The 23,388-nt window shown below is 61.9% G+C and carries 27 protein-coding genes and 3 tRNA genes; 14 read left to right on the top strand and 16 right to left on the bottom strand.

Annotation, left to right across the window (positions count from 1 at the left end):
• Positions 1-9: 9 nt before the first annotated feature.
• The 6 genes from ACR0BA_RS06660 to ACR0BA_RS06635 all read left to right on the top strand — a co-directional run bounded on the left by ACR0BA_RS06660 (position 10) and on the right by ACR0BA_RS06635 (position 6,945).
• Entirely contained in the window at positions 10-1,062 is a 1,053-nt protein-coding gene (locus ACR0BA_RS06660; protein ID WP_093964806.1) for a quaternary amine ABC transporter ATP-binding protein, read from the top strand.
• Complete coding sequence (locus tag ACR0BA_RS06655; protein WP_480727016.1) at positions 1,059-3,125, top strand: ABC transporter permease; 2,067 nt, start codon at positions 1,059-1,061, stop codon at positions 3,123-3,125. The genes ACR0BA_RS06660 and ACR0BA_RS06655 overlap by 4 nt, the downstream gene beginning before the upstream one ends.
• Positions 3,126-3,230: 105 nt before the next feature.
• Positions 3,231-3,896 carry an NnrU family protein gene (locus tag ACR0BA_RS06650; RefSeq protein WP_480727014.1) on the top strand — a complete coding sequence of 222 codons (666 nt, stop codon included), beginning with the start codon at positions 3,231-3,233 and terminating at the stop codon, positions 3,894-3,896.
• A 71-nt stretch (positions 3,897-3,967) separates the two neighbouring features.
• On the top strand, positions 3,968-4,489 hold the full coding sequence (locus ACR0BA_RS06645) for a DUF2478 domain-containing protein (protein WP_170599064.1): 522 nt from the start codon (positions 3,968-3,970) through the stop codon (positions 4,487-4,489).
• Positions 4,490-4,579: 90 nt separating this feature from the next.
• Positions 4,580-5,827, top strand: a complete 1,248-nt coding sequence (locus ACR0BA_RS06640; RefSeq protein ID WP_480727013.1) for a D-arabinono-1,4-lactone oxidase — start codon at positions 4,580-4,582, stop codon at positions 5,825-5,827.
• Positions 5,824-6,945, top strand: coding sequence for an alanine racemase (locus tag ACR0BA_RS06635; RefSeq protein ID WP_480727011.1), 1,122 nt, complete (start codon positions 5,824-5,826; stop codon positions 6,943-6,945). Before ACR0BA_RS06640 ends, ACR0BA_RS06635 begins: the two co-directional genes overlap by 4 nt.
• A 6-nt stretch (positions 6,946-6,951) precedes the next feature.
• Here ACR0BA_RS06635 and ACR0BA_RS06630 read toward each other — a convergent pair whose 3' ends face one another.
• The 6 genes from ACR0BA_RS06630 to ACR0BA_RS06605 all read right to left on the bottom strand — a co-directional run bounded on the left by ACR0BA_RS06630 (position 6,952) and on the right by ACR0BA_RS06605 (position 12,690).
• Complete coding sequence (locus ACR0BA_RS06630) at positions 6,952-7,707, bottom strand: ABC transporter ATP-binding protein (RefSeq protein ID WP_093964811.1); 756 nt, start codon at positions 7,705-7,707, stop codon at positions 6,952-6,954.
• Positions 7,708-7,716: 9 nt separating this feature from the next.
• Complete coding sequence (locus ACR0BA_RS06625) at positions 7,717-8,472, bottom strand: ABC transporter ATP-binding protein (protein ID WP_093964812.1); 756 nt, start codon at positions 8,470-8,472, stop codon at positions 7,717-7,719.
• A gap of 12 nt (positions 8,473-8,484) precedes the next feature.
• Positions 8,485-9,690 carry a branched-chain amino acid ABC transporter permease gene (locus tag ACR0BA_RS06620; RefSeq protein WP_093964813.1) on the bottom strand — a complete coding sequence of 402 codons (1,206 nt, stop codon included), beginning with the start codon at positions 9,688-9,690 and terminating at the stop codon, positions 8,485-8,487.
• A gap of 3 nt (positions 9,691-9,693) precedes the next feature.
• Entirely contained in the window at positions 9,694-10,725 is a 1,032-nt protein-coding gene (locus tag ACR0BA_RS06615; RefSeq protein ID WP_170340251.1) for a branched-chain amino acid ABC transporter permease, read from the bottom strand.
• Positions 10,726-10,829: 104 nt separating this feature from the next.
• Positions 10,830-12,176: a substrate-binding protein gene (locus ACR0BA_RS06610; RefSeq protein WP_093964815.1), complete on the bottom strand. Its 1,347-nt coding sequence runs from the start codon at positions 12,174-12,176 to the stop codon at positions 10,830-10,832.
• A 430-nt stretch (positions 12,177-12,606) separates the two neighbouring features.
• Positions 12,607-12,690 (bottom strand) — tRNA-Tyr (locus ACR0BA_RS06605).
• A 116-nt stretch (positions 12,691-12,806) separates the two neighbouring features.
• Here ACR0BA_RS06605 and rlmB point away from each other — a divergent pair.
• The 3 genes from rlmB (at position 12,807) to ACR0BA_RS06590 (ending at position 15,097) form a co-directional block, all read left to right on the top strand.
• Entirely contained in the window at positions 12,807-13,580 is a 774-nt protein-coding gene (gene rlmB, locus ACR0BA_RS06600; RefSeq protein ID WP_480727009.1) for a 23S rRNA (guanosine(2251)-2'-O)-methyltransferase RlmB, read from the top strand.
• 392 nt (positions 13,581-13,972) lie between these two features.
• Positions 13,973-14,425 carry a YHS domain-containing (seleno)protein gene (locus ACR0BA_RS06595; RefSeq protein ID WP_170460529.1) on the top strand — a complete coding sequence of 151 codons (453 nt, stop codon included), beginning with the start codon at positions 13,973-13,975 and terminating at the stop codon, positions 14,423-14,425.
• A gap of 201 nt (positions 14,426-14,626) precedes the next feature.
• The gene (locus ACR0BA_RS06590) at positions 14,627-15,097 is read left to right on the top strand and encodes a CoA-binding protein (protein WP_093964819.1); all 471 of its coding nucleotides are present in this window, start codon (positions 14,627-14,629) and stop codon (positions 15,095-15,097) included.
• 4 nt (positions 15,098-15,101) lie between these two features.
• On the opposite strand, the gene ACR0BA_RS06585 is transcribed toward ACR0BA_RS06590, so the two are convergent.
• The 3 genes from ACR0BA_RS06585 to hisF all read right to left on the bottom strand — a co-directional run bounded on the left by ACR0BA_RS06585 (position 15,102) and on the right by hisF (position 16,838).
• Positions 15,102-15,677: a hypothetical protein gene (locus tag ACR0BA_RS06585; RefSeq protein WP_480727008.1), complete on the bottom strand. Its 576-nt coding sequence runs from the start codon at positions 15,675-15,677 to the stop codon at positions 15,102-15,104.
• Positions 15,678-15,762: 85 nt separating this feature from the next.
• A complete protein-coding gene (locus ACR0BA_RS06580) occupies positions 15,763-16,080 on the bottom strand; it encodes a phosphoribosyl-ATP diphosphatase (RefSeq protein ID WP_480727006.1) in 318 nt (105 codons plus the stop codon).
• Positions 16,077-16,838: an imidazole glycerol phosphate synthase subunit HisF gene (gene hisF / locus ACR0BA_RS06575; RefSeq protein ID WP_170340259.1), complete on the bottom strand. Its 762-nt coding sequence runs from the start codon at positions 16,836-16,838 to the stop codon at positions 16,077-16,079. Before hisF ends, ACR0BA_RS06580 begins: the two co-directional genes overlap by 4 nt.
• 171 nt (positions 16,839-17,009) lie before the next feature.
• Between hisF and ACR0BA_RS06570 the strand changes: the two genes are divergently transcribed.
• Complete coding sequence (locus ACR0BA_RS06570) at positions 17,010-17,441, top strand: DUF302 domain-containing protein (RefSeq protein WP_480727471.1); 432 nt, start codon at positions 17,010-17,012, stop codon at positions 17,439-17,441.
• Positions 17,442-17,447: 6 nt separating this feature from the next.
• On the opposite strand, the gene ACR0BA_RS06565 is transcribed toward ACR0BA_RS06570, so the two are convergent.
• Together ACR0BA_RS06565 and hisA are read right to left on the bottom strand one after the other, a co-directional pair.
• Entirely contained in the window at positions 17,448-17,930 is a 483-nt protein-coding gene (locus tag ACR0BA_RS06565; RefSeq protein WP_170357266.1) for a DUF2867 domain-containing protein, read from the bottom strand.
• 4 nt (positions 17,931-17,934) lie between these two features.
• Positions 17,935-18,657, bottom strand: a complete 723-nt coding sequence (hisA, locus tag ACR0BA_RS06560) for a 1-(5-phosphoribosyl)-5-[(5-phosphoribosylamino)methylideneamino]imidazole-4-carboxamide isomerase (RefSeq protein ID WP_480727005.1) — start codon at positions 18,655-18,657, stop codon at positions 17,935-17,937.
• 135 nt (positions 18,658-18,792) lie between these two features.
• On the opposite strand from hisA, the gene ACR0BA_RS06555 reads away from it, so the two are divergent.
• Positions 18,793-19,200, top strand: coding sequence for a DUF2147 domain-containing protein (locus ACR0BA_RS06555; RefSeq protein WP_170340868.1), 408 nt, complete (start codon positions 18,793-18,795; stop codon positions 19,198-19,200).
• A gap of 4 nt (positions 19,201-19,204) precedes the next feature.
• Here ACR0BA_RS06555 and hisH read toward each other — a convergent pair whose 3' ends face one another.
• Both hisH and hisB read right to left on the bottom strand, forming a co-directional pair.
• Positions 19,205-19,843: an imidazole glycerol phosphate synthase subunit HisH gene (gene hisH / locus ACR0BA_RS06550; protein ID WP_170434620.1), complete on the bottom strand. Its 639-nt coding sequence runs from the start codon at positions 19,841-19,843 to the stop codon at positions 19,205-19,207.
• Positions 19,844-20,431 (bottom strand): imidazoleglycerol-phosphate dehydratase HisB, encoded by a 588-nt coding sequence (gene hisB / locus ACR0BA_RS06545; RefSeq protein ID WP_480727003.1) that lies wholly within the window; start codon positions 20,429-20,431, stop codon positions 19,844-19,846.
• Between the two features lie 153 nt (positions 20,432-20,584).
• Between hisB and ACR0BA_RS06540 the strand changes: the two genes are divergently transcribed.
• Positions 20,585-20,824, top strand: a complete 240-nt coding sequence (locus tag ACR0BA_RS06540; protein ID WP_050602861.1) for an Lrp/AsnC family transcriptional regulator — start codon at positions 20,585-20,587, stop codon at positions 20,822-20,824.
• Positions 20,825-20,827: 3 nt separating this feature from the next.
• Here the strand turns inward: ACR0BA_RS06540 and ACR0BA_RS06535 are convergent, their stop codons facing one another.
• The 3 genes from ACR0BA_RS06535 to ACR0BA_RS06525 form a co-directional block, all read right to left on the bottom strand.
• Positions 20,828-21,691, bottom strand: a complete 864-nt coding sequence (locus tag ACR0BA_RS06535) for a GNAT family N-acetyltransferase (RefSeq protein WP_170434622.1) — start codon at positions 21,689-21,691, stop codon at positions 20,828-20,830.
• Positions 21,692-21,779: 88 nt separating this feature from the next.
• Positions 21,780-21,854 (bottom strand) — tRNA-Gly (locus ACR0BA_RS06530).
• Between the two features lie 34 nt (positions 21,855-21,888).
• Positions 21,889-21,963 (bottom strand) — tRNA-Gly (locus ACR0BA_RS06525).
• Positions 21,964-22,111: 148 nt separating this feature from the next.
• Between ACR0BA_RS06525 and ACR0BA_RS06520 the strand changes: the two genes are divergently transcribed.
• Together ACR0BA_RS06520 and ACR0BA_RS06515 are read left to right on the top strand one after the other, a co-directional pair.
• Positions 22,112-22,264, top strand: a complete 153-nt coding sequence (locus ACR0BA_RS06520) for a hypothetical protein (protein ID WP_480727001.1) — start codon at positions 22,112-22,114, stop codon at positions 22,262-22,264.
• A 123-nt stretch (positions 22,265-22,387) separates the two neighbouring features.
• Positions 22,388-23,356, top strand: a complete 969-nt coding sequence (locus ACR0BA_RS06515; RefSeq protein WP_170436056.1) for a hypothetical protein — start codon at positions 22,388-22,390, stop codon at positions 23,354-23,356.
• Positions 23,357-23,388: the final 32 nt, after the last annotated feature.

Genomic DNA, 23,388 nt, shown 5'->3' with positions numbered 1-23,388 from the left:
GCCACCTAAGTGACTGACGCGAATACGCCAGCCATTGCCTGCCAGTCTCTCTGGCAGGTTTTTGGCCAAGGCGCAGAAAAAGCCCTGACCGACGCGTTGTCTCGGTCAGGGAACGACGCCGACAAGGCCGCCGCCGATTTGCGCGAACAGGGTTTCATCCCGGCTGTTCAGGATGCAAATTTCGAAGTCCGCGATGGTGAATTGTTCGTCATCATGGGTCTGTCGGGGTCCGGCAAGTCGACCCTGATCCGTTGCATCTCGCAACTGTTGCCCGGAACGGGTGGCGAGATCCGCATCGACGGCGACAACGTGATGGGTGCCCCGAAGAAGCAGCTGACCGAACTGCGCCGCAAGAAACTGGGCATGGTGTTCCAACATTTCGGACTGTTCCCGCACATGACGGTGGCCGAGAACGTCGCCTATCCGCTACGCGTGCAGGGTGTGGGCCGCAAAGAACGTCTGGCCCGCGCGCAGGAAGTCATTTCGCTGGTAGGGCTTGAGGGCCGCGAGGACAGCTTTCCCCGGCAACTTTCGGGCGGTCAGCGTCAGCGCGTGGGCATCGCCCGGTCTTTGGCAGTGAACCCCGACATCTGGTTCTTGGACGAGCCGTTTTCGGCCTTGGACCCGTTGATCCGGCGGCAGCTGCAGGACGAATTCCTGCGCATTCAGGCGACGCTGAAGAAATCCATCGTCTTCATCACGCATGATATTCAAGAAGCGCTAAAGCTGGCGGACCGCATCGCAATCATGCGGGACGGCAAGATTGTGCAGATCGGCACGCCGACGGATATCGTTCTGCGCCCCGTCGACGACTATGTGCGCGAGTTCTCAAAGGACGTGGCCAAGGGCCAGCACGCCAAAGTCGCCTCGGTCATGCAAGCGGGCGAGGCCGAGCGCGGTCCCGATGACCCTGGCCTGACAACAAAGATGACATTGGACGCGGCGCTGGCGCGCTGTATGGCATTGTACGAGCCCGTGCCGGTGCATGACGAAACCGGCGCGATCGTCGGCACCGTGCACCCCTCGGATCTGGCCGCAGCCCTGCAGGTGGATGACGCATGACCGTCGTCGCCGATGTTCCCAGACCCACTCGGATTCACCTGACAGCCGGAGCGCAGGCGGCCCTGATCACGCTGATCGTGGGCGCGCTGTGTCTGGCGCTTGAGCCGCACGCGCCCTGGCTCGTCAAATGGCCTGCGTCATGGGAAGTGCCAGCCACACAATGGGTGGGCGCCTTCCTCGACTGGTTTCTGAACGCGATCAAACCGGCGGCCCGGCTGTTTTCCGACCTTATGGCCTACCCGATGAACTGGGCCAATTTCGTGCTGGGCAATACGCCCTGGCCAATTCTGATCGGGCTGGTGACTGCACTCGGCTGGTATTTGGGCGGGTTGCCCATGGCGGCGCTGGGCTTTCTGGGCCTCAGCTTCGTGCTGGCTTCGGGCTATTGGGCCGAGAGCATGAACACCTTGGCGCTGGTGGCCGTATCGGTACCGGTCGCGCTGATCGTCGGCAGTGCAATTGGCATTCTGGCCAACGAAGTGCCGCGGGTGAAATCGGCCGTTCAGGCGGTGTTGGACATCATGCAGACGGTGCCGACCTTTGCCTATCTGACGCCGTTGCTGTTGTTGTTCGGGTTTGGCCCTGTGGTGGGGCTGATTGCCTCGGCCATCTATGCAGCGCCGCCGATGGCGCGCAACGTGATGCTGGGGTTGGAGCGCGTGGAGCCCGAGATCAAGGAAGCCGCTATCATGTCGGGCGGCACCCGGTTCCAGCAGCTGTTCCAGGTCGAAATCCCGGCGGCGGCGACGCAGATCATGGTGGGTGTGAACCAGTGCCTGATGGCGGCTCTGTCGATGGTGATCATCGCTGCGGTCATCGGCGGGTTCAACGACATCGGCTGGGAGGTCCTGCTGACCATGCGCAAGGCGCAGTTCGGTGAATCTCTGCTGGCCGGCATGGTAATCGTGGTCTTTGCCGTGGTGATCGACCGCATGAGCGGCACGCTCGCAACCGAGCGCAATCGCCATGACAACCGCGTCGTCTGGGCGGTTCTTGGCTTTGCGGTCCTGTTCACGCTGCTGTTCTGGGCGCGGCTGCCCAACCCGTCCGAACTGACGCTGCTGGATCCGGTCGCGGAGGCGGTGGACAGCGGCCTGACAGCCTTTACCCAGAATAACGGCCCGTGGCTGGATTCGCTCAAGAACAACTCGATGTTCTATGTCCTGCTGCCGCTGCGGATCGGTCTGGATCAGGCGGTTCTGCCCTTTACCTGGGGGTTCCAGTGGACCCCGGCCATGAGCTTTGGACTGTTCGCCGCCGGTGCGGTGATCGCCTTGCTGATGGCGTGGCGCGGGCACCTGACTGGCGGTCTGGTCACGCTGATCCTGATCGGCATGCTGGAAACCGGCATCGCGAACCTGCCATGGCCCTTCGTGCTGACCGGCGCGGCGGCGTTGGGCTGGGTGGCGGGCGGTTGGCGTCTGGCGGCGCTGTCGGTGGCGCTGCTGAGCACGATCCTGATCTCGGGCCTGTGGGAGAGGGCGCTGCTGTCGCTCTATCTCAGCGGTGCGGCGGTGTTCTTCTGCGCCGTTGTCGGCGGGCTGATCGGCCTCGCCAGCGCGGTCTGGTCGCCGGTCTGGAAGATCGTGCGCCCGATCTGCGACATGCTGCAGACGATTCCCCTGTTCGTGTTCCTGATCCCGGTGCTGATGGTGTTCCAGATCGGCGAGTTTTCGGCCTTTCTGGCGATCTGCGCCTATGCTATCGTGCCAATGATCCGCTACACCCGTCACGGTCTGGTCAACACCCCGGACGAGATGATGGAGGCCGCGATCTCGAGCGGCGCGACCGAGTGGCAGATCATGCGCGACGTGCGTGCGCCCTATGCTGCGCCCACGATCCTGCTGGGGCTGAACCAGACGATCCTCTATGCCTTTGCGATGCTGGTGATCGCGGCGCTGATCGGCACGACCGGTCTGGGCCAGTCGATCTATCTGGCGCTGGGGCAGGCAGATGTGGGGCTGGGCATTTCGGCCGGGGCGGCGATGGCCATTCTGGCGCTGATCGCCGACCGCATGGTTCAGGGATTTGCCGAGGAACGCCGCAAGGCGCTGGGCCTGTAGCCTTGGATCGGGGGCGGCGCAGCTGCCCCCGACCACACTTGATTTCGGACAAGGACCGGGGCCGTTTCCCCCGGTATCTCGGGCGCAAAACAGGCGGAGATGACCATGGCCGGTTGGGGCGCTTTTGTTGCTGCACTTCTGATCTTTCTGCTGAGCCACGCCATTCCGGCGCGTCCGGCAGTGCGTGGCCGGCTGATCGGGTTGATGGGGCGCGGGCCCTATTTCGCGGTCTATTCGGCACTGTCACTGGCAGTTCTGGCCTGGCTGATCGTGGCCGCGGCCGATGCGCCTTATGTCGAGGTGATCCCACCGCTGGCGATCCTGCGCTGGATGCCGCTGCTGGTTATGCCCGTCGTCTGCTGGCTGGCGGTGGCCGGACTGGCGGCGACCAACCCCTTTTCCTTCGGCGGCCTGGGACGCCGCCCGTTCAACCCCAATGAGCCCGGCATCCTGCGCACCTCCCGTCACCCGATCCTGCTGGCGATGATGCTGTGGGCGCTGGCGCATCTGTTGGCCAATGGCAGCCTGGCGCATGTGGTTCTGTTTGGCCTGTTCGCGGGTTTCGCCTGGATGGGCATGGCCCTGATCGACAGGCGCAAGGCGCGCGAGATGGGGGCCGATTGGACGCGCCTGTCGCGCAACACAGCACGCCTGTCGCTGCGGCTGCCAAGCCCCTGGCCGCGGCCTTGGGTCTGGTTGGTGGCGGGGCTGGCCTATGTCGCGCTGTTGCACCTGCACGCGCCGGTGATCGGGATGTCTCCGCTGCCTTGATGCGGGTGCTGGCAGGGGCGCCTCATGCGTGCTAATTGAAACAACAAGATGAAACCCAGAAAGGTCTGCCGATGCACTTGGCCTACGTCACCACCACCGATCGCGGCGCAACCGACCGCCTGCTGAGCGCGGTAGCCGAACGTCTGCTGGCCAAGGGCGCCCGTCTGGCCGGTGTGGTTCAGACCAACACCGAATGCGCCGACAGCAGCAAATGCGACATGGACCTGCGGGTGCTGCCGAATGGCGAGACCATCCGTATCTCGCAATCGCTGGGCAGCCAGTCGCGCGGGTGCCGGTTGGACCCCGCCGCGTTGGAGCATGCGGTGGGCTATGTGACTGCTTCGCTGGCAGACCGTCCGCAACTGCTGATCGTCAACAAGTTCGGCAAGCACGAGGCCGATGGCCGCGGGTTCCGCCCCGTCATCGCCGAAGCGCTGGCGCTGGATATCCCGGTGCTGGTCGGGGTCAACGGCCTGAACCGTGACAAGTTCGTGGATTTCACCGATGGTTCTGCGCAGTCGCTTGAACCCGATCTGGACACCATCGAGGCCTGGTTCGACAGCGTCGCCAACCTGCGGCCTGCGGCCGAATAACTGCTTTCCCGACGTAACGTCCTGAAAACCGGGCTTGTTCCCTGTCGCCCCGGCTGCAATCTTCTGCCCCGGATGGGAGGAGGATCAGCCATGTGGCAGAACTGGGCAGGCAACCAGACCAGCCAAATACGGCCCAAGCGGCCGACCACGACCGAAGACCTGCAGCAGCTGATCGCCTCTGCAGAAACCCTGCGTCCGGTCGGGGCAGGGCATTCCTTCACCCCGCTGGTTCCGGGCGCGCAACATATCATTGACCTTACCGCCTTGGACCTGCCTGCCGTGACGCAGATCGAAGGCGAACGGGCCTGGGTCAACGCCAATGCCCGGTTGCGCGATCTGTCGCCGGCCCTGGGTCAGCACGGCCTGGCCTTCCGCAATCTGGGTGATATCAACGTGCAGACACTGGCCGGCGCGGCGGCCACGGCGACCCATGGCACCGGGCGCACCCTGCCGTGCCTGTCTGCCGAGATCACGGCGGCCCGGCTGATCGGCGCTGACGGACAGACCCTGACCACCGACGACATTCCGCTGAACATGGTGCAGGTCTCGCTGGGTCTGCTGGGCATCCTGACCGAGGCGCAGATCAACGTCGTGCCGAAATACAACCTGCGCCGCCGGGTGCGTCTGTCAGGCCTGCAGGACACACTGGAGCGCATGCACCAGCATTGGGACGAGAACCGGAATTTCGAGTTCTTCTACATCCCCTTCACCGGCAAGACCGTTGAAATCCGGCATGAAATCACCGATGCACCCGAGACCCGCGCGCCGCGCGATTTGGACATGATCGCCGTCAAGGTTCTGAAGCTGGCGCGCAGCGCGGGTCGGCTCAGTCCCGGCCTGCGGCGCGCCCTGCTGCGTCTGCTGACGATGGCCCAGTCCGACGAGGACTACACTGGCGAAAGCTGGCGTGTGTTGTGCAGCGACCGGCACATCCGGTTCAAGGAAATGGAATACCACCTGCCGCCGGAAAACGCCCGTGACGTGCTGTCCGAACTGATCCGACGGTTGGAGCGTGACCACGCCGACATCTATTTCCCCATCGAGGTGCGCCAGACCGCGGGCGACGACGCCTGCCTGTCACCATTCCAAGGTGGCCCACGGGTATCGGTTGCCATCCACACCGATGCGAAGGAAGGCCATCTGCGCTATTTCGAGGCGATGGAGCCGCTGTTCCTGCAGGCCGGCGGCCGCCCCCATTGGGGCAAGTTGCACAGCCTGACCTATTCCGATCTGTCGCGCCTCTATCCCGATTTCGATGCCTTCTGCGCATTGCGTGAACGGCTGGACCCAAAGGGCAAGTTCCTGACACCCGCGCTGGCCCGGATGTTCCGCCCATGACCGCAGAGTATCTTGAACATCTCGCCCAAGTGCTGCGTGATCATGGCGTCGATCGGCCGGTTGCCGTCGTCGATCTGGACCGGGTCGAGGCGAATTGTGACGCTGCCCGCGCGGGGTTGGGCCACGGCCTGCAGGTCCGGTTGGTGGCCAAATCGCTGCCGTGCCTGCCTCTGCTGGACCATATTCGCGCCCGGATTTCCACAACGGGCCTGATGAGCTTTTCCGAATCCATGCTGTCGGCCCTGCTGGCCGCCGAGCCGGACACCGATCACCTGCTGGGCAAACCGCTGCCGGTCACCGCCGCCCGGCGGATTCTTGAGACGCATCCCGACGCCGCCCGGCGGGTGCAGTGGCTGATCGACACGCCACAGCGGCTGGACGCGTATCTGTCGCTGGCCGCTGACACGGACCAAACCCTGCGCCTGTCGCTCGAGATCGACGTGGGCCTGCACCGCGGTGGCTTGGCCGCCGATCAGGTCGCAGGCGTTGCGGCGCGGATCGCGGGTCATGCCCATGCCGCTCTGTCGGGGCTGATGGGGTACGAGGTGCATTTGGCCAAACTGCCTGCGTTGCTCCGACGCCGCGCGCGGCGAGCCAGTGCGAAAGCCTATGAGCAGGCGGTCGCTGCGCTTGGGCAGGGGGCGCAGGGGCTGTGCCTGAACACCGGCGGCAGCCTGACCTTCCAAGATCCGGCCACGCGGAGCCTGGCGACCGAGGTCGCCTTTGGGTCGGTTTTGGTGAAACCTTCGGATTTCGACCACGCATCGACGCAGGCGTTTTCGCCCGCTCTGTTCCTGGCCACGCCGGTTCTCAAGGTGATGCCGCGCAACCCGGTGCCGGGGATCGACCTGCCCGGCCTGCGCCGCTCCAACCTCGCCATTTCCGGTGGGCACTACCTGGCCAGCCCCATCTGGCCCGAAAGGTTCGGCTATTCCGGCGTGTTCGGGCGATCTAGCAATCAAGAGGTCTGGGTGGGTCCCAAAACAACCAGGGCGCAGCCCGGCGATATCGCCTTGCTGCGCCCCAGTCAGAGTGAAGCGGTTGTGAACCAGTTCGGCACGGTTCTGGCCCTGCGGCAGGGGCGGGTCGTGGCCGAATGGGCCTGCCTGCCCAACTGACGCGGGTCAGATCGCCAGATATTCCTCGCGCAGCTGGGTGTTTTCCAGAACTTCGTCGGCGGTGCCGTCAAACACGATGCAACCCGTGTCCAGAATGATTGCCCGGTCGGCCAGTTGCAGCGCGCGCACCGCGTTCTGTTCGACGATGATGGTGGTCATACCCTGCTGCTTGATGTGGATCAGCGTCTTTTCGATCTCGTCCACGATCACCGGGGCGAGGCCCTCGTAGGGTTCGTCCAGCAGCAGCACCTTGATGTCCCGGGCCAGCGCCCGGGCGATGGACAGCATCTGCTGTTCGCCGCCCGAAAGGGTCACGCCCTCCTGCTTGCGTCGTTCGCCCAGACGCGGGAACAGCTCGTAGATCCGTTCCAGCGACCAGCCGATCGGGGGGGCGATCTGGGCCAGCTGCAGGTTCTCCTCGACCGTCAGACCGGGGATGATCCGCCGATCCTCGGGCACAAGACCCAACCCGGCGGCGGCGGCCTCGTAGCTGGTCATATTATGAAGCGGCTTGTGGTCCAGCCAGATTTCGCCGTGGCGCACCTCGGGTTCGCCCACCCGCGCGATCGAGCGCAGGGTCGAAGTCTTGCCCGCCCCGTTGCGCCCCAGCAGGGCCAGGATCTCGCCCTCGTGGACGTTGAAGCTGACGCCTTGGACGATGTAGCTTTCGCCATAATACGAATGCATGTCCCACACCGACAGGAACGCGGGCGCGGTGCTGGCCATGTTGGCGTTTTTCGAAAAGTCAGGTTTCTCGTTCATAGCTTTTCCTCACGCCGCCTCGCCCAGATAGGCCTCTCGGACCTTGGGGTTTCCGCGGATGTTTTCGGGGGTGTCCTCGACCAGCGGCGTGCCCTGCGCCAGAACGGTGATCCGCTCGGCCAGGCTGAACACCACGTGCATGTCATGCTCGATGATCGCGATGGTGATGTCACGTTCATCCTTGATCTGTTTCAGCAGGTCGATGGTGTTGTTGGTGTCGGCCCGTGCCATGCCGGCCGTGGGCTCGTCCAGCAGCAGCAGGCGCGGCTTCTGGCTGAGGCACATGCCGATTTCGAGCCGCCGCTTGTCGCCGCGCGACAGCGAGGCTGAGTGCATGTGCCGCTTGTCGGCCATGTTCATCTCTTCCAGCATGGCCTCGGCCTGTTCGACCACCTCTTTTTCGTTGGCGATGGTCTCGTAGGCGTGCATGCGGAATGCCCCGTCGCGCATCGCGAAGATTGGGATCAGCATGTTCTCCATCACAGTCAGCTCGCCAAATATTTCGGGCGTCTGGAACACCCGGCTGATGCCCATCTGGTTGATCTGGTACGGCTCGCGCCCAAGCACCGACTGGTTGTCGAACAAGACCGAACCGGTATCCGGGATCAGCTTGCCCACCAGGCAGTTCAGCAGGGTGGACTTGCCCGCCCCGTTGGGGCCGATGATCGCATGGACCGAGTTTTCCTCGACGCTCAGGTTCACGTCCGTCAGGGCCTTGAGGCCGCCGAAGCGCTTGCTGACATCTTTTACTTTCAGAATTGCCATTGACGCGTTTCCTTATTCTGCCGGCTCGGTTTTGCCCTCGCGGGTGTCATCCCCGCCAACGCTTTTGCGGCGGATCCAGTTCAGCAATCGCTGACCGCCCTCGACCAGCCCGCCGGGCAGGTAGATCACCACCAGCATGAACAGGATGCCCAGGGTCAGGTGCCAGCCCTTGCCGATGAACGGGTGGATGATGAACACCACCGCGTCCTCAAGCCCGTCAGGCAGGAAGGCGAACCAGCTGTGCAGCACGTTGTCGTTGATCTTCGAGAAGATGTTCTCGAAATATTTTATGAAGCCCGCACCCAGAACCGGCCCGATCAGGGTGCCGGTGCCGCCCAGGATGGTCATCAGAACGACCTCGCCCGAGGCGGTCCATTGCATCCGTTCTGCGCCGGCCAGCGGGTCCATGGCGGCCATCAGGCCGCCGGCCAGACCGGCATACATGCCCGAGATCACGAAAGCGGCCAGAGTGTAGGGCTTGGAGTTCAGACCGGTATAGTTCATCCGCTGCTGGTTCGACTTCACCGCCCGCAGCATCATGCCGAAGGGCGAGCGGAAGATGCGGATCGCCAGGTAGAACACCACCATCATGATCACCGCACACAGGTAGTAGCCCGCGTTGAAGTCAAAGCTCCACGCGCCCACATCCATCGTGTAGGTCGCGCGCATCGGCAGTCCGAACAGATGCGGTAGATCGGGCGCATTGGCCCCCTGCAGGATCTGCGGGTCGTCGGCATAGACCTGCAGGCCGGTTTCGCCGTTGGTCAGGTTGAACTTGGGGTTCGACAGCACCGAATAGGCCAGCGCAAAGCTCATCTGCGCGAAGGCCAGCGTCAGGATCGAGAAGTAGATCCCCGACCGGCGAAGGCTGACATAGCCGATCAGCACCGAGAACAGCCCGGCGACCACGACGCTCAACGCGATGGCCGGGATGACGTTGTAGCTGAGCAGTTTGAACATCCAGACGGCCGAGTAGGAACCCACCCCAAGAAAGGCCGCGTGGCCGAAGGAAAGGTATCCGGTCAGGCCGAACAGAATGTTGAACCCGATGGCAAAGATGCCGAAGATCACGAACCGCTGCATCAGGTCCGGATAGCCCGCATTGAACTGCGCCATGGCGCTGTCAGTGGGGAAGGGGTTCAGGATGAAGGGGGCCAGCAGCGTCAGGATTGCGACGACGATCAGCAGGCTTGTGTCTTTTTTGTTCAGTCCCAGCATGGGTTATTCCTCCATCACGCCTTTGCGGCCCATCAGACCCCGCGGACGGGTCAGAAGAACGATGATGGCGACAAGGTAGATGATGATCTGGTTGATGCCCGGGATCGTGGTGGTCGCCCAGGTGGTCGAGGCAAAGCTTTCAAGGATGCCCAGAAGGAACCCGGCCAGAACGGCGCCGGGCAGCGAGCCCATGCCGCCGACCACGACGACCACGAAGCTGAGCACAAGGAAATCCATGCCCATGTGATAGTTGGGCGGGTTCAGCGGGCCGTACATTACGCCTGCCAGACCGGCCACCGCGGCGGCGATCCCGAACATGATGGTGAACCGCCGGTCGATGTTGATGCCCAGAAGGCCCACGGTCTCCCGGTCGGCCATTCCGGCGCGCACGACCATGCCGAAGGTGGTGAACTGCAGGAACGAGAACACGCCCCCGATGATCACGACCGCGAACAGGAAATAGACCAGACGCCAGATCGGATAGATGATCGCGTTGGGATCGAACCCCAGCGCCACGCCCAGATCGACGGACCCGCTCAGTGCCGCAGGCGGCGGGGTCTGGATCGGGTTGGCGCCGAAGAAATACTTGATGATCTCTTGCAGAACGATGGCCAGGCCGAAGGTCACAAGGATCTGATCTGCATGGGGACGCTTGTAGAAATGCTTGATCAGGCCGCGTTCCATCACGTAGCCGACCATCAACATGATCGGGATGGCAAACAGGATGGCCAGTGGCACGGACCAGTCGATGATGGTCGCGCCCAGTTCGGGGCCGAACCAGCTTTCGACATAGGGGGTCTTCACCTTCAGCGGGTTGCCCAGAAAGTCTGTTTGGGTTTCGTCGACCACCTCGTAGCTGAGGTTGAAGATCTTCTGAAGCGTGACGGCACAGAAGGCGCCGATCATGAACAGGGCCCCGTGGGCAAAGTTCACCACGCCGAGCGTGCCGAAGATCAGCGTCAACCCCAGCGCGATCAGCGCATAGGCCGAGCCCTTGTCCAGCCCGTTCAGAATTTGCAGTAGGATTGCGTCCATTGTCCTTACCTTTGACTGGTCCCGGCAGCTCTCCCCGGTCGTCTGACCGGAGAGAGCCGTTTTGAGGACTCAGGGGTTTTCTTGCGAAAAACCGAGTGTCGGGGTTACGCGCCCGGGTTGCACTTGCCCAGTTCGCCGCCGGCGAACATCGGGTGATCCGGATCGTACTCGACCTGCGCCCGCGGAGTGATCTCGACGATCTCCAGCGTGTCATAGGCGTTGGTTGGGTTTTCGTTGCCGCGCACGACCAGCACATCCTTGAAGCACTGGTGGTCGGCACCGCGATACCAGGTCGGGCCGTTGCCCAGACCGTCGAACTCGAAGTCCTCGAGAGCTTCGACCACGCCGCACGGGTTGAAGGTGCCTGCGCGCTCGCAGGCATCCGCGTACAGCAGTACCTGGGCATAGCAAGTCTGGGCCGAGTTCGACGGCGGCTTGCCGTACTTCTCGCCGAAGGACTTCACGAAGGCCTTGGTGCCCTCATCCTGCAGCTGCCAGTTCCAGTTCATCGAACCCAGAACGCCTTTGATGTTCTCGCCGGCGCCGGCGGCCATCAGTTCCGAGTACAGCGGAACGACGATCTTGAAGTCCTTGCCGTTCACGACCTTGTCAAGCAGGCCGAACTGGATCGCGTTGGTCAGCGAGTTGACCATGTTGCCGCCGTAGTGGTTCAGAACCAGCACGTCCGCGCCCGAGTTCAGAACCGGCGCGATGTAGGACGAGAAGTCGGTCGAGGCCAGCGGGGTCTTGACGGTGTTGACCGTCTCCCAGCCCATCGCCTCGGTCGACGCCACGATCGACTCTTCCTGGGTCCAGCCCCAGTTGTAGTCGGCGGTCAGGTGATAGGCGCGGCGTTCGGTACCCATCTCCTTGGCCAGCACCGGCGCCAGAGCGGCACCCGACATGTAGGCGTTGAAGAAGTGACGGAAGCCGTTCGCCTTCTTGTCCTTGCCAGTGGTGTCGTTGGCGTGCGTCAGGCCGGCCATGAAGATCACGCCCGCCTCCTGGCAGAGGCCCTGAACCGCAACGGCCACGCCCGAGGACGAACCGCCGTTGATCATGATCGCGCCGTCTTTTTCGATCATCGACTTGGCCGATGCACGGGCGGCGTCGGACTTGGTCTGCGTGTCGCCGGTGACGAACTCGACCTTCTTGCCCAAGATGCCGTTGCCTTTCAGCGCCTTCGACGTGAAGGTGTTCAGGCAGCCGCCGTCGCCTTCGCCATTCAGATGCTCGACCGCCAGCTGCTGCGCCAGCAGTTCGTCATTGCCTTCTTCGGCGTAGGGGCCGGTCTGCGGCACGTTGAAGCCCAGCGTGACTGATCCGCCAGTGGGTTCGTTGGTATAGGCGGCGGCCGACGAGGCCGTGAAGATCGTCGGCAATGCCAGACCGGCGCTTGTGACGGCACCAGACTTCAGCACGCCGCGACGCGTGACAGATTTGTTTGACATGAATTCCTCCCAATTAGCAGGCTACGCCCTCGGGCTCCTCTTCCGTCGGGTAAAACGCAACCTGCGCAGGGCAAGTATGAGGGGCAGAATGAAAATTCCCCAACAAGTCCCTAGAAATGAAATATTATTTTGTAAATTCTTGAACTCTTTGATTTATGAATTTGTAAATTATTGGAGCTGGCGGATGCTAAGTTGCTCTTTGGAAAGGATGAGTCAGAAAATCCCGTTTCGATACAAGCATCGGGTGTCTCGACGCAACCGCCATTCCCACGCCGTCCGATGTCCGGCCGTTGATGCTCGGGGCATCGCATGATCTCCGGGCACTCAACCTTTGCCTGAATTTCCTTGCAGAATCGAGGGCAAGCGCAAGGGACCACCCGGACAAACCCGGTGTGTGCCATCTATCTGCGTTCTGATTTGCGGAAGAAGATGGTGGGCGACCCTGGAATCGAACCAGGCGTGCGTCTCCGCGAGGGAGTTACAGTCCCCTGCCACACCTTGCGGCCTGTCGCCCACTGTCAGGCGTTGCACCTGACGTGGAGGCGTGATTACTAGCGCTCAAAAGGAGCGTCAACAGGAAAATTCCGCTTTGGCGCAGGAAACATTGTTCCCGGCCCGGAGGCCAGTAAAATGAAGAAACCGAAGTGGGTGGTCGAAAAAGAGCAGGCGCGCAAAGCGGCGGCTTCCGAAACCGTCTGGTTGTTCGGATTGCACGCCGTGCGTGATGCGTTGATGAACCCCAAACGGCAGAAACTGCGCCTGATCGTGACCCGCAACGCGCAGGACAAGCTGGCAGATGCGATCGCGGAATCCGGCATGCAGGCTGAACTCGTAGATCCGCGAAAATTCAACGCGCCAATCGACCCGGGCTCGGTGCACCAAGGCGCGGCGCTTGAAGTCAAGCCGCTGGAATGGGGCGGTCTGGCCGAGAATTGCATCGGGCGCGAAAACCCTCGGGTGCTGCTGTTGGACCGCGTGACCGATCCGCACAATGTGGGCGCGATTCTGCGCTCGGCCGAGGTTCTTGGCGCCAGCGCGGTCATCGGCACGCGCCACCACTCGGCGCCGGAAACCGGTGCGCTGGCCAAGACCGCCAGCGGTGCGTTGGAACGCCAGCCCTATCTGCGGGTGCGTAACCTGGCTGATGCGATCGTCGAGTTGCAGAATATGGGGTTCCTGGTTCTGGGCTTGGATGGTGAGGTCGAACAAACCATCGAGGCCGCTTTGGAGGGCAAGCGCGATCGGCCGGTTGCGCTGGTTCTGGGCGCCGAGGGGCCGGGGTTGCGGCAAAAGACCAAGGAAACGGTGGATACGCTTGTCAAAATTGACGCAGCGGGCGGTTTCGGATCGCTGAACGTCTCAAATGCCGCGGCGATTGCCCTATATGCTTCTCAGCCGCATTGAGAGGAGAGACCCATTCCCGCCCCGTCCAAGATTGCTACGTGCTGCTACTGCGGCACCCGCGCGGCGCTGGTCCTCAAGGGTCGCCAGCGGCACGAACTCAGCTGTTCCAGTTGCGGTGCCCCGCTGCATAACCTGAAGATGATCCCTGTCAAAAAGGCTTCGGATCCACAGCCGCGACACAGCATTCCGATGCAAAAGCCCAAAAAAAAGAGCTACAAGAAAAGGAAAAAGGGCCTTTTCTCGCGCGTTCTGGACGAAGCTTGGGATGTGATCGAGGACGTGTTCGACTGAGCCCGTTCCGACACGACCCTTCACAACTGCGTCAAATGGGTTTCGCGGCGCGTCAAAAGTTGCATCTTATAGCGTCTGTAAAACACAACCCGTGAAATCTGATGCTATCCCGACGCTCCGTACTTGCCGGTCTCACATTTTCAATCGCTGGTCCGCTGACATTGCGGGCGCAGACCGCCCCGGTCTTCTATTCCGCAAAAGGTGCGGCCATTACCGGTTATGACGCGGTCAGCTATTTTCGCGATGGCGGCCCGGTTCAAGGGCAACCCGACATTGCGGTGATGTGGAAGGGCGCTACCTGGCGGTTTGCCTCGCAGGAGAACCGAGAGGCGTTCGAGCTTAATCCGCGTGCCTACGCGCCGAGGTTCGGCGGATATTGCGCCTATGCCATGGCCTATGGCGAGCTCACCAGCACGGACCCGATGGCGTGGAAAATCGTAGGTGGCAGGCTGTATCTGACGCATTCCCTCGAGATCGAAAAGATGTGGCTGACGGACACGACCGGCTTTATCCAGAAGGCCGAGAAAAACTGGCCGGCGATCCTATACGGTTGACAGGCAGATTCCCGCTTATCCGCTCGTGTCATCACAAAAATGCGCGCAGCCCCTTTTTTTTCCTCAACTCATGCCTAAATGTCACAGTGACCGCGGAACGGAACTGCCGCGGGTCATTTCACTGTCCCTCGTTCCAACAACTGGCGCCCAAGGTATCCTTGGGCGCTTTTTTCTTTTCCAAGTCACGGCTAGGCTGCAGCCATGACCGACTATTCCGATGACTTCCTCAGATCCGTCCTGAAACGCACCAAGGTGGTTGCGGTCGTTGGCGTGTCGATGAACCCGGTGCGGCCCAGCTATTACGTCGCGCGCTACTTGTCGCTCAAGGGGTATAGGGTGATCCCGGTCAATCCCGGCCATGCCGGAGCCGATCTTTTTGGGGAAACCGTTCGGGCCTCGTTGTCCGAAATCAGTGAACCCGTTGACATGGTGGATATTTTTCGCAGGTCCGAAGCCGTTCCTCCGATCGTGGATGAAGCGCTGGCTGCATTTCCCGACCTGCGCACGATCTGGATGCAGATCGGCGTCGAAAACGCCGAGGCCGCCGCGGTGGCGCAGGCGCGCGGTGTCGATGTCGTCATGAATCGCTGCCCCAAGATCGAATATCAGCGCCTGTTCGGCGAGCTGCGCATGGGCGGGTTCGCCACCGGCATCATCTCATCAAAACTCTGACCGCTCAGTTGACCGCCACGGCGTTGAGTTCCGCAAGCTGCTCTTGCCGCCGTTTCTCCAGCACGATGTCGCGCGGGACCCAGTCATAGCGCGTGTCCTCGCGCAAAGGACTCCAAAACAGGACCCCTCCATAGCGCCATGGGTCCAGAACGACACCGTCGTACATCGAATCACCGCGTCGGCTGATTATTGCCGTGCTGTGATCGATTCGGAACGGGTTGTCGGCGTTGGCGATCGCGCGGTGCAGGGTCAGCGTGCGAAAGTTCTCCTGCTTCAAGCGCCGTTCGATGTCTTCGGCCCAGTGCCAGCACAGCCCGCGCGGGCGCAGTCCTTTGTTGACCTTGGCGTTATGGATCAGAGGGGGGTCTGTGATCTGGTATTCCTGCGCCAGCTGCGCGGTATAGGCATAGGTGACGCGGGCCGCGCGCCGGGCCTCTTCCGGGTCGACCTCGGGCCCCAGCGCCTGGATCTGGGCTGCAAGCCGCGCGACGTCGTCGCTGCGAGCGGGCGGCGCGGATGAGCATGCGCCAAGCCCCAGAATGGCCAGCGTCGTCAGCGCCCAGATCATGGGTTTGAACATGCCTGTGTCCCTCGTCGCCCCTGCGCCCGGCAGGCGCTTCGGTCAATCAGTATAGGGCGCGGACGCTATTGGTGAAAGCCGGGTCTCAGCCCCGGTCGCGTGCGGCCTTTTCGGCGATGCCGCTGGTGCCCTGCCGCTTGGCAAGCTCGGCCAGAACGTCATCCAGCGCCACGTCGCGCGCGGCCAGCATGACCAGCAGGTGATACAGCACGTCGGCGGCCTCGGATGTCAGCCGGTCGCGGTCACCCTTCACGGCTTCGATGATCGCCTCCACGGCCTCTTCGCCGAACTTTTCCGCGCATTTCTCGGGACCTTTGGACAGCAGCTTGGCGGTCCAGCTTGATTCGGGGTCCGCGCCCTTGCGGGATGCGATCGTGGCGGCCAGATCGTCCAGTATGCTCATGTCAGCCTCATGGGGATACCCGCGGATGCCATGTGCTCTTTGGCCTCGCGAATGGTGTATTCGCCGAAATGGAAGATCGATGCCGCAAGCACCGCGCTGGCTCCGCCTTCCGTCACGCCTTCGACCAGGTGGTCCAGATTGCCCACGCCGCCCGAGGCGATCACCGGCACGTCGACCGCATCCGAGATGGCGCGCGTCAGCGGAATGTTGAACCCCGCCTTGGTGCCGTCGCGGTCCATCGAAGTCAGCAGAATCTCACCCGCCCCCTTGGCGACGACGGTCTTGGCGAACTCTACCGCGTCGATGCCGGTGGGTTTGCGTCCGCCGTGGGTGAAGATCTCCCATTTGCCGGGGCTGACGGTTTTGGCGTCGATGGCGCAGACGATGCACTGGCTGCCGAACTGGTCGGCAGCCTCGGCGATCACGTCGGGGTTGGCCACGGCGGCCGAGTTGAAGCTGACCTTGTCGGCCCCCGCCAGCAACAGCGCGCGCACGTCTTCCTTGGTGCGCACGCCGCCACCCACCGTCAGCGGTACGAAGCACTGCTCGGCCGTGCGCTGAACCACGTCGAACATGGTGCCGCGGTTTTCGTGGGTGGCGTGGATGTCGAGAAAGCAGATCTCGTCAGCGCCGGCGGCGTCATAGGCCTTGGCCGATTCCACCGGATCGCCCGCGTCGCGCAGGCCCACGAAATTCACGCCCTTGACCACGCGGCCATCGGCGACATCCAGACAGGGAATGATGCGGGTTTTCAGCATGGTTTGTCCTTTGTTGCCGCACCTCTACCGGCAAAGCCCCGCCGATGCCAGAGTTGTGATTGTCCTGCGCCCGGAACCTCGTGAAACTGAAGCGGATTTCAGCAGGAGGTGAAAACCATGCGCAACTTGTTTCTTACAACCGCTTTCATTCTGTCCGGTGCGACGTGGGCGATGGCTGACGACATCATCAAGGTCCCGACCGACAAGTCCGTGACCGAGGCCATCGACAAGGTCCCGACCGACAAGTCCGTGACCGAGGCCATCGACGCGCTGCAGGCTGCTGTCGAAAATGCAGGCGCGACCGTATTTGCCCGCGTTGACCACGCGGCCGGTGCGCACAAGGTCGACATGACGATACCGCCCAATCAGGTTTTGATCTTCGGAAACCCGGCCCTGGGAACGCCCGCCATGCAGATCGACCCGCGTGCGGGATTGTTCCTTCCGCTAAAGGTGCAGGCCTATGAGGATGCCGACGGTCAGGTCTGGTTGGCCTACGAGGATCCCAAGGAAACCATGGACGAGCTTGATGCGGTGGAAAAATCCCCGGTGATCGACAAGATGCGCGGTGCGTTGAGCAAGCTGACGGATGCCGCAGCCAACTGATCGGCGTCATACCTGAGAAGCGCGTGCGATCCGTTTCATGCAATTGCGCACGATCAGAATGTGAAGGGGCATGATCACCGTCAGATAGATACGTCCCAAACGATTGTGAGTCCGCACCCAGGTTGCCATGACTACGCGGTCTTTGTCGCGATGCACGGCGATGCGAAAATCCAGATGGCGGTCATCGATTCCCACGATGACCTCTGTCTCATCCCTGTAGGTCACAGGAAAAATCGCGCCGGTGCCTGCGTCGGGCGAGCCATTGTCGGTGTTCAAGTGCTTGCCGCCCTTCAAGCCGAATGGGGCAACGATTGCGTTCCGGATTCCCATCAGGATCTTCACCCACCCCGGCATGTTCAGACCGGTTTTCATCGCGTCAAACGGTGCAAGGTCGCTTTGGACCGAGTACCCATCAACGAAATCACCCGGAGTGAACAGCGACCACAATTCAGACTGCTCGGGCAGAACCTGTTTGCGGACCGCTTGCAATATCCTAACCCTTCAACGCCGCCAGGGCTTCGCGCAGATCCAGCGCGCCGTCATAGAGCGCGCGGCCTGAAATCGCGCCGTTCAGGTTTGCGCCGCAGTCGCGCAGGGCGATCAGGTCGTCCAGCGAGCTGACCCCGCCGCTGGCGATCACCGGGATCGAGACTGCCCGGGCCAGGTCGGCCGTGGCCTCGACATTGGGGCCTTGCATCGCGCCGTCGCGGTTGATGTCGGTGTAGATGATCGCTGCCACGCCCGCGTCTTCGAAGCTGCGCGCCAGGTCGGTCACCATCACGTCGGTTTCCTCGGCCCAGCCCTTGGTGGCGACGCGTCCATTGCGCGCGTCGATCCCGACGGCGACCTGGCCGGCAAAGGCCTTGGCCGCCTGACGGACCAGATCGGGGTTCTCCACCGCAACCGTGCCCAGAATCACCCGGGCCAGCCCTTTGTCCAGCCAGGTCTCGATCGTGGCCATGTCGCGGATGCCGCCGCCCAGCTGGGCCGGCACGTTGCAGGATTTCAGGATCGCCTCGACCGGGGCGGCGTTCACGGGTTCCCCGGCGAAAGCGCCGTTCAGGTCCACCAGATGCAGCCATTCGCAGCCGGCTTCGACAAACGCGCGGGCCTGGGCGGCGGGGTCTTCGTTGAAGACTGTGGCCTTGTCCATCTCGCCGCGCAGAAGGCGCACGGCCTGGCCGTCTTTCAGGTCGATTGCGGGGTAGAGGATCATGTCGGGCGGCCTTCTCGTGACTGGTACTGGCGCGGGATATGGCACAGGCGGGGCAGGGGATGCAACGCGACGCAAAGTCAATCTTGCCGGAACGGGTGCCGGCGGTCAGACTGCCTGCAAAACAGGGAGGACACCATGAACAAACTTGCTCTGGCCGCTGCGGCTGCACTTGTCACCTTGGCCACCGGCGCGCGCGCGGATGACCCGGTCGACGGGCTTTGGAAAACCCAGCCGGGGGATACCGGCGGATATCTGCACGTCTCGATCGGGCCTTGCGGCAGCGCCGTTTGCGGCACCATCGACAGCGCCTTCGACAAGGACGGAAACCAGCAGCTGGATTACGAGAACCTTGGCAAGAACATCATCTGGGACATGGTCTCGGATGGCGGCGGCAGCTATAGCGGCGGCAAGATCTGGGCGCCGGACCGGGACAAGACCTACAACTCAAAGATGTCGCTGGACGGTCAGAACAAGCTGACGGTCAAGGGTTGCGTCGCGGGCGGCTTGATCTGTCGCGGTCAGACCTGGACCCGCGTGCAGTAACCGGTCAGGGGGCCCAGGTCAGGAAGTTTCCGATCATCCGCAGGCCCACATCCTGGCTTTTTTCAGGGTGAAACTGCATCCCGATCATCGTGTCGCGGCCGATCACGGCCGTGACCTGCCCGCCATAGTCCACATGGGCCAGACGTTGCGCCGGGTTGGCGACGCGGAAATGGTAGGAGTGGACGAAATAGACGTGATCGCCTGAGGCGACGCCGTTGAACACCGGGTGCTCGCTCTCGATCACCAGATCGTTCCACCCCATATGCGGAACCTTCAGCGCGCGGTCTTCGGGCTCGATCCGCACCACATCTCCGGTCACCCAATTCAGGCCCGGCGTGTCGGTATATTCACGGCCCGTGGTCGCCATCAGCTGCATGCCGACGCAGATGCCCAGAAACGGGCGGCCCTTCTGCTCGACCGCTTCGACCATCGCATCATGGATGCCCTTGTGCCCGCGCAGCTCGGCCGCGCAGGCGGGAAAGGCGCCGTCGCCGGGCAGCACCAGCCGGTCGGCGCGCGCGACGACATCGGCATCCGAGGTCACGACGACCTCACCCGCGTCCAGCTCGCGCGCCATGCGTTGAAACGCCTTTTCCGCCGAGTGCAGGTTGCCGCTTTCGTAGTCGATGATCGCGGTCAGCATCTATAGCGCGCCCTTGGTGGACGGAATCGCATTCCCCTTGCGCGGGTCGGTCTCGACCGCATGACGCAGGGCGCGGGCGACGGCCTTGAACGCCGCTTCGGCGATGTGGTGGCTGTTGAAGCCGTGCAACTGGTCGATATGCAGGGTGATGCCGCCATGGGTGGCCAGCGCCTGAAAGAACTCGCGCACCAACTCGGTGTCGAAACTGCCGATCTTGGGCGTCGGCAGGTCCACGTTCCACACCAGAAACGGTCGGCCCGACAGGTCCAGCGCGCAGCGCACCTGCGCATCGTCCATCGGCAGATGGCACTCGCCATACCGCCGGATGCCTTTCTTGTCCCCCAGCGCCTGCGTCAGCGCCTGACCCAACGCGATGCCGGTGTCCTCGACCGTGTGGTGGTCGTCGATGTGATAATCGCCTTTGGCCCGGATCGTCATGTCGATCAGCGAATGCCGCGCCAGCTGGTCCAGCATGTGATCGAAGAACCCCACACCGGTCTGGTTGTCATAGGTGCCGGTGCCGTCGAGGTTGACCTCGACCGTAATCGCGGTCTCGGCGGTCTTGCGGCTGATCGAAGCTGTGCGCATTGGCGAAATCCTCTTGCTACAGGGGCGCTTATAGACGGGGACGGGCGGCCTTATCCAGCCCGATCATTGCAATCGCAGCAAACTGTTGCAGGGGATTGCGCCCGGGCGCGGGGCGTGCCAGCCTGCGCCAAACGGAAGCAACAAGGCCACGAAATGTCCACCTGCGTTTTCATCCAGATCCGCTGCAAGCCCGGCACCACCTACAAGGTGGCCGAAGAGATCGCTCTGCGCGAAATCCACTCGGAACTCTACTCCACCAGTGGTGAATATGACCTGCTGCTCAAGCTTTACATCCCCGAAACCGAGGATGTTGGCCATTTCATAAATGAACACCTTCTGGTCATTCCGAACATCGAACGGTCGTTGACAACAATGACCTTCAAGGCGTTCTAAGGCTCAGCCAAGTTCGAACGTCGTCACGCCGAACACGCGGTTCAGGTCGATATCCGGCTCGTGGTCGGAATACATGCGCGCGGTTTCAAAGACTTTTTCCAGGCCCAAAGCGTCAGCCAGTGCAAAGGCCGCTGCGTTGGGCTGTGGCATGTCGACATAGACCTCAGAACTGTGGTGATCAGCGGGAACTTCGGCCAGGACCGCAGCCAGAAGCGCCTGCGCGATGTCCGGATCGTCGGCGAACAGCGGCCCTACCTTGTAGCCATTCAGGCAGGAGCGCAGAGTTGCATACCCGGCGATGCGACCTTTCTGGATACAAACACGCGAGATGTGGCCCGGTGCGCTCAGCCACTCCGTCAGAAAGGCATCCCGATGCGCGGGGAACAGGGCACGGTCATAGATGCGAAGGTCTTCGGACAGGCCACCGAGGGGCGCAACCTCGATACTGGTCTTGGGTAGGCTGGAGAGGATGCCTGACACTGTGCCGGAGAACCGATAATTGTTGTAGGCGAAGACAAAGCCCGACTTGCGGTAGTTGTCCTGTTGTTCGACCACCCCGTCCAAACCCATGTTTCGCCCCGTACAATGCGCCAGGGCGTGCTGGGCGATTTCCAGACCATGACCGGATCCGCGAAACTCGGGCCGCACGATATAGAAACCCAGAAACGAAAACGCGTCGTCGTAGTTCACGGCTGAAACCGAGGCGATCATCTCGCCATCCAGAAACCCGCCCAGAAATCCGTCGGGGTCGGTCGAGCGGAAACAGATTGCGTCCTCATGACCCGGGTTCCAGCCCTCGCGCCCGGCCCAATCCACTGCTTGGCGCAGTTCTTCGGCGGTCAGCGTGCGAATTTGGTAGTCTGACATAGGGGCATCCATCTGACTGCTGCATGTCAGAACAGAATGGCGCAGGACCGACCGATCCGCCAGTGCTTGTTGTGGGAAGGTGGATATCTGGAGCGGGCGATGAGATTCGAACTCACGACCCTAACCTTGGCAAGGTTATGCTCTACCCCTGAGCTACGCCCGCAATCAGATATCTTGTGCGACCTTTCGGTCCTCGTTGGAGCGGGCGATGAGATTCGAACTCACGACCCTAACCTTGGCAAGGTTATGCTCTACCCCTGAGCTACGCCCGCGCCGTCGAGTGAGGCGTGAACTATAAATTCTGGCGGAAAGCTGCAAGAGGAAAAACGCACTTGGCCGGAAAAAAATTTGCGACGGAACAGGTGTGCTGAGCCGTTGAAACCTACAGCTACGGATATTGACAACGGTGGAGACGGAGGGATGAACAAGGTTGAGAACATAAAACTGACTGCGTTGGTCGGAGCCATGCTTCTGAGCCTCTTTGCAGGTCAGTTGAGAAACGAGCAAGCCTATGAAGTTAATGATATTTTCAAACTGCCGTCCGAGGTCAATTCTCTCGAACTGAGTGGATAACAGCGGTTTCGTTCGAAGGCCAAATTTTGCCGTATTCGATAACTAGTATATGCATAATGCGAAATTTCTGCTCAAACTTGTGCCGGTTGGCGCAAGTATTTGGATACCTAAGAGGGGATTGGCATGCACTGGTTTATTTCTATGTCACGGGTTGTGGCGACATCTTTGTTGCTGACCGGGGCAGTTAGCTTCGTTGCGGTGTTGGCTACGCCAGATATCGCCATAGCCAAGAACGGGAATGGCAATGGAGGCGGAAATGGTAACGGTGGTGGAAACGGAAATAGTAACGGTGGCGGCAACGGAAATGGCAAAAGCGCCGAAAAATCCAGTGCCAGCCTCGGAGGATCTGCGCGCAGCACGAAGGGTGGGTCCGGCCAGGGCAAGGGTTTTCTCGCCGGTCTCGGTCTCGCTAAACCAAAGGCACAACGAAAGAACACCAAAACTACATCACGGACCAAAGGGCAGAACGGTTTTGCAGCCAAACTCGACGAATTCTTCACTGGAAAAAAGAAAGTCGAGAAGCCGATCCGTAAAGCGCGGGTAGCGGCGGCAGTTGTCGAGGAGCCGTATGTCAAACCAATCAAGCACGGCAAAATCGCGTCCGAGCTCAAGGGCTTGAATGCCGCGCACGCCAGCCAGACTGCCCTGATGAATGCGGCCCCTAACAGCATGCCGGGCAAGCTCTACAGCTATCAGCAGAGTATACTTGGTTTCTCTGGCGCGACAGAGGAGCTTGAAATGCGCGAACAGGAATTGTCCGAACTGGAAGGTCTGACCGAAGCGGAGATCGAGGACCAATTTGCGCCAACTGAAGAAGAAGCAGCCGAGGGCATCACCGCACAGGACAAATACGAGGATGCCGTGGCCGAAGCGGAGCAGGCTGTGACCGAAGCCGAAGAAGCCTTGGCAGGGGCGGATGATCCGCAGGAAGCACTTGATACCTTGACCGGTGGCCGTGACTTGTCCGATCCGGCTCTTCATGAACTGCACGATTTGTTGGGCTTGCCAGCGCCAATCGAGGAAGAGGTTTCGATTGACAGCACGCCGGAACAGTTGCCGCAACAGCCTGTCGCGGAGTCCAGCGACGGTTGAACTAGCCCGCTCGGATGAAAAAAGGCGCGCCT

This window comes from Ruegeria sp. CI5 (assembly GCF_056536885.1).
The sequence above is the reverse complement of the archived record's forward strand: the minus strand, read 5'-3'. Positions and strand labels throughout refer to the sequence as shown.